Consider the following 13114-nt stretch of genomic DNA (forward strand, 5'->3'; position numbering starts at 1 on the left):
GCCGCCGCAGCCGCCACCGCCGTAGCCGCCCCCGCCGTCACCGCCGCCGCCGTAGCCGCCGCCACCGTAGCCCCCATAGCCGCCACCGCCATAACCACCGCCGCCATAGCCGCCCATGCCGCCGCCGTAGCCGCCGCCGCCACTCACACCAAAGCGGTTACGCAATACAATCTTGAATAGCGTTTGCGTGCCGGCGTTTCGCAATTCGTAGAAGCGTGTTTCGAGCGGTTCAAACGTCTCCGTCCGAATAATGCTCGGCGTGCTAATCCAGAGGAAACTCTTCTGTTTTGAATAATCCAGCCCCAACGGCCGCAGCAGCGCGCGAAGCGCTTCCGCGAGACTTACATTGCTCAAATTGATATAAGGCACCGTGCCATCCGTACGAAATCCCTGGTACCCCGCCTGCGATTCCGCGCCGGTCGGCGTGGCGCCCGGCCGCGCCGGCGTGGTCGGATACGTCGGGTACGTGGGATAAGTGGGAGCTGCCCCGGGATAGGCCGCAGGGGCGCCGCCGTAGGGGGCAGGCGCGCCGCCATAAGGCGCAGCCCCGGGCGCGCCTGGCGCGCCGGGAACGCCCGCGCCGGGAACAGCCCCGGCCGGCGTGGGTGCGGCGCGGCGCGGCGGCGCTACAACCCGATTATCGATGACGATATTGATGTCCCACGTATCCGAAACAAACTCCATGATTTCACTGATGTGGATATTGTCGAACTCGATATTGACGGGAGATTCAAGGGCCTTGTCGAGTTCGGTCTTCTCCACGACTTCCTCGATCTTTTCCTCGATGACGGGCACCCTCAGGGTGTAGGGCTTTATGCCGCGCGCGTCCGCGCCTTCCGGCGGCATTTTCGAGTCCTCGATGAATTCGCGCATGCGTTGCCGGAATTCCTCGACCTCGCGCTCCCGCTCCGCGATACTCTGCTTGCTCACCCCGATGGTAGCCTGATGCAGGCCCAGTTTGGCCTCCTCGTTTGTCGGCTCGATCAGCATGACTTCCTGGTATATCTCGGCCGCCGTCGTGTACTTCTGCGCTTCGAGGTACTGCCGCCCCCAATCCATCAATTGACGCACCCGGTCCCGCTTGATTTCTTCGGCCGTGGGCCGCGGCGTCTCTTCCGCCTGAGAAATGGATTCGGGGTCAAGCGCGGGGATGGAAGAGGGGTCCGCGGGCGTTATGCCGGCCGTCGCGAGTTGCAGCTTCGCGCCGCACATCTGGATGTACTCTCGGGCGCGCGCATTGTCGGGTTCGAGCGCGAGCGCGCGGTTGAATTCCGACAACGCCTCGCTGTACAGCTCCCGGCTGTAAAGCGCAACGCCGCGGCGCACGAATTCCTCCGCCTGTGAAACGGCGGTGCCTTCCACGGCGACTGGCTGCTCTTCCTCCAGAGCAAGCGCATCGAGCGAGGCAGTTGTCTCCGCCGCCGCCGGCGCGGGCGTCTCCGCGGGAGGCGGCGGTGTTAGCACGGCAGGAGCAGGCACGTCGGCGGCTTCCATCGTCTCCTGCCCCGCGGCTGGCCAGGCCGCCAAGAACGCCACGGCCAGACAGCCAACCCACATGATGGGGAACACATTCCTGTTCATTACGGCTTCGTCCTCCCGCTTTATCGAAGACACTATAGCGAATTTCGTCACAATACTCAACCTCTTACCACCGCCCGATTTAGGGCGAAAGCTTCAGAACCTTGCTGCGCTGATATTCCGAGGAATAGACGGTACACGTGCCCTCGGCCATATTGATATCCTGAATCTCGTATTCTTCAAAGCTGTCGCCCAAGTCGAACCACTTGGTCGCCGACTGGGTCCGGATGCGCGCGCGCACCGTGCCTGGCACCGGCTCCTGCAATTGAAGCAGCTCGATGTCCCACTTTTCTTCCTCGGGCCTGCCCGTGCCACCGCCGGGCGCGGCATGATAGAAGAAGGGGTTCCGGTCAATCAGGGAACCATAGGAACCGGGCGGCCGGCGCGGCGGCCCTTTGCCTCCGGGCCCCAAACCCTCCGGGCGGTCCGGCGGGACGACCTTTTGTTGCACCGCATCCTCGGGGATTTCGTTGCCCGGCCGTTGCAGCACGAGCGGTTCTTCCTCAACCTTTTGAAATACCTTGTAAACGCGCATCCCGAGATAGATCAGCAAGACCACAAGGATCAGACGCTCCTTGTTGGCCCATAGCCACTTCGCGATCTTGCGTATTCTGTCGTTCATGCGTGTTCCCGAACCGGAACTTGTTGTCCTAGTTCATATATAGAAATGTGCGTTTGAACCATTTCCAGGCTCTGCCAAACACCCCCGGTTCCTCAGCCTGAGGACGGCCCCGCCCCTCCAGTTGCCGCGCGGCGACACCCGGCATTGCGGGCATGCCCGGCACGCCGGGCGTCGCTGCGGACACGGCAGGCTGGGCCTGCTGTTGCGGCCGTTTGTCGGGCGGCACCCAGACCGCCTGGGTCAGCAGCATTTGTACGCTCAATTGCGGCTCCCACCAGGGCCGGAACCACGTAATGCGAAGCGCGTCGACCGTGATGAACCGGTACTCGGCGCTGAAGCTGTCCAACAGGGTAACCAAGTCCTTCAATCCCATGGTGAATGCCAGGCCCGCCGTGCGCAAACGCACCCATTCGCCGTAGCGCGGGTCCCTGCGGGCTTCCCATAGACTGATGTCGTCGATACGCAGGACATTGTGGTCCAGCAGCCGTTCAAACAGCGTGATCCCATAGCTGAGTTTGGCCAGTTCCCGGCGCGCGACCGCTTCCGTCACTTCGTCCTGCATATTCCAATCTTGAAGCCGGGGTACGCCAAACAGGGCGTGAACGTCCGGGGGGAAATACAGATTGGGCTGCGTTTGAAGGATCTTCGTTCTCAGTTCGTTGAGCATCCTGCTCGATTCTTCGTCGTACCAGAACTTGGGAAACTTCTCCTCGGGACGCGGTTTGAAGCGGTCGAACCAGCCGTCCATGTGAAACACGGCGCCCCACTCATCCCGGGCGTCCATCCAGGGCTGTATCTTGGATTCGATGGCCTCGATAAGCACCTTGGGCTTGATGTCGTTGAACGTGGTGCGGAAGAAATCGTAGGAAGCCAGGAGATTCGTCTCGGTTTCCTTGTCTTTCGCGTACGCTTCCAGCTTTTCCCAGAAATAGAAATAGGTCACCCCCGCGCAAACACCCAGCAGGACGAGGATGACAAGCGCGAAGATAATCTGCTCTTTACTGACACGCATCAGCCGGCGCTCCCGGTTGGGGCGGCAGCCGCAGCGGTAGGCGGCGCCGCGCTCGCACCGCTTGCCGGCTGCGGCGCAGGCGCTTCACGCCCCATCTGCAGCAACACCACCACCCGGAACGAATACACAATCGAATCCGCGTCCGCAAACGGGCTCACGTCCTTGACCTGCGGGTCCCACAGGACGGCCAGCGGATACTTGTTCACGTCGCGGTCGTCAAAGACGACGTCCGCTGTCCAGAGATACCAGTTCGTGGGCAACTGCAGGCGCGCGGTCTTCAGGTTTTCCACAAACTGGCGGATCAGGTCCGTGTTCCGCGCATACCCGGTAACCTGGACGCCGTCCGCGGGCGGAACGACGTACTCGAAGGGCCCGCCGGGTTGCGCGGGCTGCGCAGGCTGCCCGCCGCGCCCGCGCGCGCCGCCGCCCGCCGCGCCCGCGCGCATTTCCTGCGGCGGCGCCGTGCCGGGAAAGCCCAGGAAGCCTGGCCCGGTAGCGGTTGTGGGACCGCTCCCGGTTCCGGCGGCGGTGCCTATGCCGCGGCGCATGCCCACGCGTTCCCCCCGGCCCGCCGGCTGGCCCGGCTGGCCCGGCTGGCCGGGTTGCCCCTGCGCTGCGGAGACCGTCTCGAAGCTGGTGAACCATATGTCACCCGCCACGGGCCGGGCTTCGGAGAGCATCTTCATCGCGTCGGTCCAGAACATGCATCGCCGGTACGCGAAATTGAGCGCCACACATTCATCCCGCGGCTGCTGAATGGCGCGATTGGCGCGATTCAGGTCCTGTACTTGAGGGGACTGCTGGGCGACCCGGCTTACGTCATCGCTGAAGAGCGGGTCATACAAGGCGAGGATATTCTGAATATTGCGGATGCGCCTTTTGACCATCTCATTCTGGTTGGCGCTGATGGGAATCACCGACGCGAGAATCACGGCGAAGGTGACGAAAATCATCAGCCAATACAGCGCCTGCTCGCGGCGCCGGTAGGACTCGAGGACGCGCGGCGGGATCAGGTTGATCTCGATGGGCACCATCTCGTTGCAGCGCAGGGCCAGCCCCAGGGCCACGCACGCCTGTTCCGGGTGGTCGCTTGCCGCCTGAGCCGCGGGCGCGAGCGCCAGCCCCGCCAACGGCTGCGCAATCCGCACGTCCACGCCCAGTTGGCGTTGCATGTACGGAACGATATTGCGCAGACACGCGCCGCCGCCGCACAGGATGACGCGGTTGACGCTGCCACCGCCCGGCAGGGAGCGGAAATACGCGAACGAACGCATGATTTCATTCACCATGCGCTGGAGCACATCGCCGATGATCTTGCCCCCCTGCCCGTCCACCTTGGGGTCGCCCGTGGGCGCAAACGCCCGCTGCCGTTTCAGCTTTTCCGCGTCGGCGAAGGTCATGCCAAGCGCCGACGCCACCGCCATCGTGACGTCATTGCCGCCGACATTGAGGGGCCGCGTGAAACGGAACTGGTTCTCCCGTTCGATAATGATGTCCGTCGTTGCGGCGCCCATATCTATCAAGGCGACACATTCGCCCGAATCGCCGAATTCGCCCGTATGCTTGAGCCAGTTGTACGCGGCAAAGGGCGTTACATCGACCACGTCGATCCCGCGCTTCGCGTCGCGCAGGATTTCCAGGTGCTTTTCCACGACGTCGACCTTGATCGCCGCCATCATCACCTCGTAGCCGCCGCCTTCGCTGCGGTCGAGAATCTGATAGTCCATGGCAATCTGGTCGAGCGAGAAGGGGATCTGCTGCTGGATTTCGTAGCGGACGATCTGGGTGACCTTGTATTCGGGCACGGGCGGCAGCGTGCGGCTGCGCGTGAACACCGACTGCCCGGGAACGGCAAAGATGGCCTTCTTGTTGCGGACCTTGGATTCCTTGAGGATCGTTTCCACCGCCTTGAGGCGCAGCTTCTTGCGTTCGAGGTCGGTCAGACCGGGGTCGGCATTGTACTCCGCCTGGTAGTACTTTGTGAGTTGATACCCGGTCTTCGTCTGGGCAAGCTCACACACGCGGACGGCGCTGGCGCCAAGGTCCAATACCAGCCGCCGTTTCCGGCCTCGTTTCCAAGTGGCCATACGTCTGCCGCCGACTCCAGGCATCCGTCACGGATGCCTTCCGTATCCCTTGTCACGCGGAACCGTCCGCGAGGTCCACGGGGACCATCACGGTGAATACTGTGAACAAAGCACAAGTCCGAAAATTCGTAAACCGTTGTCGTTGATTGTAGTATAGTATAAAATTCTTGTCAAGACATAATCTTCTTGACAATAATTTCCCTCGTTCGCCTTATTTCCTCGCCTGCGACCGTCAGGGGCCTGCCGCACCGTCCGGTTCGCTGGGAAGGTCCATTACACACCGGAATCCGTAGTCCTTGCGCGTGGCGTCCATCCGGTCAAAATGACGCCGTGCGCACCGCGCCTCAAAGCGCTGCGCCAGGAAGGAACCACCTCGCAACACACGGTACACCTGGCCGTAATCCTTGGTAATTAGTTCATTACCCGGATAGGCCTCGTACCAGTTCGAGGTCCACTCATAGACATTTCCCGCCATGTCCAGGCACCGGTAAGGCGACGCGCCCAGCAGGTAGCGGCCGCACCGGACCGGCTTATGGACGGTTGATTCTTCCACATTGCACACCTGATTGTCGAACACGCTTCCCCAGGGGTACTCCCGGCCGTCGGTGCCGCGGGCGGCTTTTTCCCACTCGGCCTCCGTGGGAAGGCGTTTGCCAACGCGGGCGGCGAATTCCGTGGCCTGATTGAAGGAGACACCGGCTATGGGGAAGAAATCCTGGCCCTCGGGGAATTGGTGGCTGGGAAAGACCTTCTGGAATTCGGCGTTGGTCACCTCATGCCGGTCAATGTAGTACGCTTCCAGGTGCACTTCGCGCTGCGGCGCCTCATCCGGCGCGGAGCCATTCTGCCCCATGAGGAAGGGTCCCGCGGGCACGAGGACCATGCCCTCGGGCGCCTCGCCGGGCGGCATCTGCAGTTCGACTTTGCGGTCTTCGTTCGCGCCGAGGACAACGACCTCGTCGGCCCGCAGATAGCCGCCGCGCTGGACGGCGACGACATAGGTGCCGGGGGCCAGCTTGAAGCGCGCGGGCGTCTTGTCGGTTTGCCGCTGTTCATCGACCCAGATGGCGGCGCCGGTGGGGCGCGACGAGACCGTGAGCGTAGCCTGGACCGGCGTGAGTTCATGGTGATACTGGTACGGGTTATTGGCGAGCACGTCGATGTCTTTGGCCGTGGGCAGGTAATTCTCGTGGCGCAATTCGTAGGTGTGCGGGCCAATCGGAATCTCGTAGTTGACCAGCGGCGTCGTGCCGACCACCTGGCCGCCGTCGAGCACAACGTCCGCCCCGGTGGGTTCGGAGGTCAGCGACAGGAAGCCGACCAGCGGCTTGAGCACAACCGTGTGCGTACCGTTGTCGCCCGGCTTGACCGTCAGCGTCTCGTAGGTGCGCTCATAGCCGTCGAGTGTAAGCATGATCGTGGTCTTGCCGGCATCCAGGCCGGTCAGACGCAGCGGCGTAACACCGCAATCCTGGCTTTTGACGGTCACCATGGCCCCGGGAGGTTCGCTCGCGAGGGTCAACGCGCCGCCGCGGGCCGGCGCTTCCGGTCCGCCGCACGCCAAGCACAAGGCAAACACGCACACGACAGCCGCCGCATGCATAGACTGCCTTGCGTACGAGAGCATGCTCGCACTCCTCCCCAAAAACATCCGTACCTCTCCGCCGCGTCCCGGCGCGCTCGTCCCACGCTTCCGTCAGCGGACGACACATCCCGGGCTATCGCCCGAACCGCGGCGGGCAACCGCCCCGGCCGCGGACGCGTCAGGTGCTGCGTCTATCGCCTTTGTACCTGATCGGCGCCGCGCATGCAACCGCGCCGCCGCCTATTCCTCGCCGCGCACGAACACCTTGAACGGCTGTTCGTCGCCTGCGTCGCCGCCGGCGCCGCCCGCCGTGCCTTCCACGTCCGCTCCCTCGAGCGGGTAGACCGTGAACGAGATGGCGGCCGGGGTCGTGTCCGCGTATGGGGGCGGCAACACGTCGTCGTCCGGTCCGTAACGGCCATAGGCGCGGAAGAGATACTCCCGCGTCCGCGGCGTGTCCGACCATTCGTCGCCCAGCACGATACCGGCGTCCGCGCGCAACCGCAGGACCACCGTCTGCCCCGGCTCGACGCCGGTAATGGTGGCCGAAGCCTTTTCCACGCCGTCCTCGGACAAGACCCAGATCACGCTGCGCTTGGCGGGAATCGCGGCTTCTATCGAGATGTCAAACTGGGCCTCCACGTGCACACCGCTGTTCTTCGCGGGCAGCGGGATGCGCGGCCCCGCGCCAAAATCCCGAATCAGCACGTCGTCATCGGTGTGCCAGAAGCGGCCCGTCATGGACGTCTCGATCTGGCCGGTGCCGCCCGGGTTGACCCAGTGGTCGTAGGCAATGCCGAGGCTTTGCAGGGCGGCAAAGCCGGTAAAGGCGTCTCCCAGCGCGCCGCCGGGCTGCATGTTCCCCGCCTCGTCCGCGCCCAGCACCGTGATTAGCATGCGCGAGTTCTGATTCTCCTCCAGCAAAGGCTGGGGCGGCGCGCCGCTCTTCAGCCGGTCCCAGAGATACCACGGGGTCAGCGCGGTCCACGTGGCCGTGCCCGCGTCGAGGCCGGCGTCCGCTTTCCAGAAGCGGTAGCTGAAAACCGGGTCGCAAGGGCTCGCATTCGACGGCGACTCACCCAGCCGTGCGAGGTCCCACGAGAAAGACGGCAGCGAGGCCGTCACGCCGTCGTACCTGGTCGCCGAGGTCAGTTTGGCCCGTGCCGGGAGCGGCATCCACCAGAGTTCGATCGCATTGCCGCCGAGCGGACTGCTGTTGCCCGCACGGTCCATGGCCACAAGCTGCATCTGGATGTGCCAGTCATTGGACAGGGCGCGCTCGATCGGGATACCCAGCGCGAACGGCCCCGCGACGGTCCAGTCCACGTCGAGCTGGCGCGCGCCGGGCCCGGCCACGCCGTAGTTCACCGTCACCAGGTCGCCGGCCGGGTCAATGCCCTTCGAGTGGAAGAAGCTGCCCGCCCAATAGGGCCGGGCGATATCCGCTGCGGGGCCGAGCAGGCTGCCCGCCACGGTGTCGGCGACGCTCAGCGCGCTCAGGCCGGCGTCAAACCCGGAGACTTCGACGCTCGGGCCGCCCTCCGGGGGATGGTCATCAAAATGCGCCGCCACCGTAAACACGAGCGGGCCGGGGCCGTTCAGGTACATGCCCGCGTTTCCCGTAGCCGTGCCGGCATCGGCCAGCGAAACGCGGTTCGTCGGGGCCTCCACAATCGCGGGCGGCCAGTCTCCCGGCGCGCCGCTGCCGTTGTCGGGGGTAGCCAGGTAGACATCCGTTGCAGCGACGAGAAACGCGCTGGCGTCGTTCTCCGGCGACAGCGCCAGCCTGGGCGGGACCGAGTCCAGCACCAGCAGCCTGCTGTTCTCCAGCGCCCGCGCGGCGACCCGGTCCGGCGTATTGATGGCATTGACGCCGAACACCTCGCCGTCGGCCAAGAGATAGACCGTCGCCAGACCGTCCAGCACCAGGCCGTTCACCTCCGTGGTCTGCAGCGCATAATCGGCATAGCCCACACGCACGCCGGAGGGGTCGGCCGGATTCGGCGGCTCGCCAACGAGCGGCAACGGGATGGCGCGGCCGGGAACCGCGAACGACCCGGTCTGCGGCTCGAGCAGGACATAGTCGTCAACGAAGTTCAGATTGCCGACGATGGTGATCCGGAACGTGGCGCCCTTGCCTACGTAGATTCGGCCGTCGCCGTAACCCGCGCCATACGGCCCCGGGTCATAGACGAAATACCGGGTATCGAGCCAGACCTGGTCGGTCACCCCGCCGCCCACGTAGTCGGCGCCCACCTGCGGCGTGCCAATACGCGCCTGACGCTCGAAGTCAAACGAACCATATTCGCCCGCGGCGCTCGTCTCCATGCCCGGCGCCTGGATGCCGCTATCGAGCTTGCCGGGCCAACCGCCGCCCGCATCCAGATTCACGGTGACATCGATGGGATTCTCAATCAGGTCCAGCGAATCACCCCCATTTTCGCTCGACGTACAGAATGACGCCTTGAGCTTGTCCTTATTGTTGGCGGACAAGGCGTCACCCTCGTTTCTGTAGAAAAGGCAGCCCATCACCACGGCGCTGCCGCCGCCCACGGTAATGCCGTTGCCGCTTCCGTCAATGAACGTGGACTGCACCACGGTGGCAGCGCCGCCGCTGACGTCGATGGCCGCGTCCGCGTTTCCCGAGAAACAGGTGTTCGCGATAACGCCGGTGCTGCCGCTGAAACTGAGGCCCGGCCCGCGCGAGTCCCGCACAAGACACCGGTTCAAGGTGACCCGAGCGGTGCCGCCGATAACGCTGATGCCGGCCGAACCGCCGCCTTCTACGGTCAGGGCCTCGAAGACCACTTCGCCCGGACCCATGATCGTGAACACGGGCGTGGGCAGCGACGTGGTGACGACCACGTCCTGCGGGCTCGCCAGAGGCGTAATGTTGTCGGGCGTCCCTTGGCCTCCCGCTATGACGAGCTTCTTATTGGTCTGGACCAGGTTGACCTGAATGCCGGCGGGCTCGAGGAAAGTGAAAGGCGCGCCGCCCGTCAAGAGCAGCGTAATCCGCACCTCCGGCGCCAAGAGGCTGGTCAGATGCTCGAGCGCTTCGGTGAGGGTGGAGAGAATCAGGGTCTCCGTGCCCGCCTCGACTACCACCTGCTGCGCCGCGGCCCAGGGCATCCAGGCCAGCAGACACAGGACGGCGCCAGCGCAAATGCGCAACATGCGGCCACGCATTTTCTCGTCTCCTCTACCCGCACTGCCTCCAGGAAAGCCCGGCGGGCTCACACACCCTTATTGTGCCATGTTTCAGGCCCATCGGGGGGAGTTGTCCGCCGGCTTTCTACGGCGCGCCGGGTGGTTCCGGTACGGGGCGCGGCGACCTTCGGATATAGACCGTCCGCACCTTCGACTCCGCGGTTGTCACGAACTCGTCATCGCTTCGGTAATTGATGAAGCCGTCATTGTCCAGGTCGAGGCCATACCCCGACTGCGCCGTCACTATGATTTCAAAAATATCCGATCGGGTCGTGAGCAGGTTCGCCATGCGCCGGAACCGTTCCTGCACCTGGTCGAAGCGAATTTCCGGGTCGCCTTCATTACTGAGCGGGTAGATTTCGACGGCGAGCCGGTCGTCCGGCCGCGGCAGGGGATTCGCGAAGCCGCTGCGGTCCAGCGCCAGTTCGCCCGGTGTGCGGTAATAGCGCCCGTCCGCATGTTCGGGCAGGCCCTCCAGCAACATGCCCGTCAATTGCAGCGCCGCCGTGCGCTGCCCCGTGTCGTCCAGCCGCGTATAGGGCTCCACGGCCGGTTCGCTGACGGCGGCGGGGGTCCTGCGGTAGGGCGGCGTCTGCAAGCCGGCGACGACCGAGGGCGGCAGCCACGCGAGGCCGGCAGCGTCCGTAAACGTGTCCGCGCCGGGCGCGTCCACGGGGTCCACGGGAGAAACGGGGTTCGCCGCATCGACCACGCCGGGCAGGCCCATGAGCGGATTGAACAATTCCTGCCAATTGGTGTCGCCCGCGTCATACGTGCGCATGGCCATCTGTGCCGTGTTGACATTGATGCGGCCCGGGGTGCCGCGGCGCGGCGCGAGCACGACGTGGGTGAACATGACGGGCTGCCCGACGGGAGAACGGCTGCGGATGCGCACGGCGAGGTAGTTGTCGCGCACCTCGACGATGCGCGGCCGCCACATCTCGCGCCCGCTTTCGCCGTACAGGATGTAGCCGCCCGGGTCCGGGTGCAGCACGGCGCCGCTGTTCCACGCGTCCGGCCGCGGCATGGCGGCGCCGGTCTGGGCGCGGTTCGTATAGACCTCGATCTCGAACGACCACTCCTCGCTTTCCGGCGTGATGACGACCCCGGCCTCGTACGGGTCGGGCAACAGCCCGGCCACCTGGAACGCCGGGCCGGTGGGCTGGCCGTCCTCGTCGACTTGTTGCGTGTTCGCCAGCAATTCCGCGTTGAGCCACGGCGGCACGGTCATGCCCACGTCGTCCATGCGGTCCGGGTCGATATTCCTCGCGAGGTCCGCGTTGCGCGACAGCGTCGCGCGCAATCCGGGGATGAACGTGCCGACATACAGCAGGTATTCGCCGTTCTCCAGTCCGTCCTCGGCGCCCCACTCGAAGATCGCCTCGGGAAACAGGAGCGGCACGTTGATATCGGGCACGCCGGCGGGGTCGGCCATGCTGGCCACGTATCCGGCCACGCGGCTGCGCAGGGGCCAGCGCACGGCGAAATAATCGCCGGGATACCCGGCGTCAAAGGCGGGCCAGTTCCTGTTGTTCTCCTGCATCAGCAGCGCGTAGCTGTTGAACAGGGCCGGCAGCTGCGGCAGAAAGACCTGCATCCCACCCACATTGGCGGCGTACTTGACCGGCGTGCGCGACAGGGCGAACGCGTCCGACAAGCTGACGTCGGAGACCTGGTCCGACTTGATTTCAAACAGGTAGAAGGGCGCCCAGGCGCGCGGCGCGCGCACCGTCGTGCCGCCAACCGGCAACCACTGATGGAAATAGGGATATTGCCCGCCGTAGCCGACCGCGCCCAGTTCGGCCAATTGCGGGCGCAGCGGGTGGAACTCGGCCTGGCCCGCCGTGAGCACGAGCGGCTGCGTGACGAAGGCATCCTGCGTTTCTGCAAACAAGGCTTCCGTGTCGCTGGCCGCGCCCGCCTGGCCGAGCACCGCCGTGCGCAGCGTCGTGTCTTCCCGCGTATCGCCGGCGCCCGCGACGCGCGCCAGTTCATTCACGGCGCCCGTGCCCGTGACCCACGGCACGTCCAGGTAGGGAGCGCCCGCGGCTGCGCCGGCATAGGGGTTGAACAGGGGCAGTTCGAAACTCATGCGCGGCACGCGCATCAGGTCGCCGGGCGACGCGAAATTCGCGTCGCGCACCAGGGCCTTGCGCAGGCCCCAGCCGGGGTTGGGCGTGGACGCCAGCTCGTTGAACCACGGCAGCGGGAACTCCGGCGACTGCGGCAGTTGATACGAGCCGTCCGGAAGCTGCGGGTTCTCGAGATAGCGCGCCGCCGTGTTCATGCGCAGGGGCGAGCCCTGCATCGCGTGGCGGAACAGCCGCTCGACGGCGGGCTGCGCGCCGTCGAACCGGTACCGGTGCGCCGTCGGGCCGTCTATCCCTTCTTCGAACGACGTCATCAGCCCGTAGGGCCACACTTCCTTGTGGACCAGCCGCTCCCACGGCACGAGGCTCTCGGACCAGTCGTCGTAGTTGCCGTCGGTCGCCTGCCACCGGTTCGACGTGCCGAAGCGGTCCCCGTGATACAACGGGTGCTTGCGCTCGAGCGACTTGTAGAAATCGAGACCCATGTGGTTTTCCTGCCACAAGGTCGGATACGCCGGGTTCAGCCCGTGCCAGACGTCGCCCGCGGCCGCGTCGAAGGCGCCGTCGGCGTTGACGTCCGCCCAATAGGGGCAGGCGCGCACGTCGTCGACGGTCCGGTTGACGATATCGTTCTCGTTATAGGTCGCGCGGTCCGCGACGTGCCCCGCCGAGGCCGGCCCCTCGTACAACGACACGATCACGTTGTCGCCGGGGTACCAGCGGCGCTGCACGAAGGCCTTCCACGCCGGCGGGTCCAGGTCCGACCCGACATAGGGCGCCGCCGCGGTGAGTTCGCCCGGGTCCTGGCCGTAGCCGAAGCGGGTCACAAACCCGCTCTGGAAGAACGGGCCGGCGGGCGTGGCGTCGAGCCCCTGGTCACCCAGCAGCAGCATCGCGTTGTCGTAGATCACGCCGCCCAGATGGAAAAAC

The 13114-nt window shown here is 65.2% G+C and carries 7 protein-coding genes; all 7 read right to left on the reverse strand.

The window, feature by feature from the left end; translation table 11 throughout:
• On the reverse strand, positions 1 to 1581 hold a 1581-nt coding region (locus tag KA184_20085; protein MBP8131884.1), incomplete at its 3' end, for a hypothetical protein.
• Positions 1582 to 1660: 79 nt separating this feature from the next.
• Positions 1661 to 2200, reverse strand: a complete 540-nt coding sequence (locus KA184_20090) for a hypothetical protein (protein MBP8131885.1) — start codon at positions 2198 to 2200, stop codon at positions 1661 to 1663.
• Positions 2201 to 2228: 28 nt separating this feature from the next.
• Positions 2229 to 3212 (reverse strand): hypothetical protein, encoded by a 984-nt coding sequence (locus KA184_20095; protein ID MBP8131886.1) that lies wholly within the window; start codon positions 3210 to 3212, stop codon positions 2229 to 2231.
• Positions 3212 to 5299 carry a type IV pilus assembly protein PilM gene (gene pilM, locus KA184_20100; protein ID MBP8131887.1) on the reverse strand — a complete coding sequence of 696 codons (2088 nt, stop codon included), beginning with the start codon at positions 5297 to 5299 and terminating at the stop codon, positions 3212 to 3214. Before pilM ends, KA184_20095 begins: the two co-directional genes overlap by 1 nt.
• Positions 5300 to 5531: 232 nt before the next feature.
• Entirely contained in the window at positions 5532 to 6926 is a 1395-nt protein-coding gene (locus tag KA184_20105) for an SUMF1/EgtB/PvdO family nonheme iron enzyme (protein MBP8131888.1), read from the reverse strand.
• A 198-nt stretch (positions 6927 to 7124) separates the two neighbouring features.
• Entirely contained in the window at positions 7125 to 10073 is a 2949-nt protein-coding gene (locus tag KA184_20110; GenBank protein MBP8131889.1) for a right-handed parallel beta-helix repeat-containing protein, read from the reverse strand.
• A gap of 106 nt (positions 10074 to 10179) precedes the next feature.
• On the reverse strand, positions 10180 to 13114 hold a 2935-nt coding region (locus KA184_20115), incomplete at its 5' end, for a hypothetical protein (GenBank protein MBP8131890.1).

The sequence above is a fragment of the Candidatus Hydrogenedentota bacterium genome, from assembly GCA_018005585.1.
In the GTDB taxonomy this organism is placed as follows: domain Bacteria; phylum Hydrogenedentota; class Hydrogenedentia; order Hydrogenedentales; family JAGMZX01; genus JAGMZX01.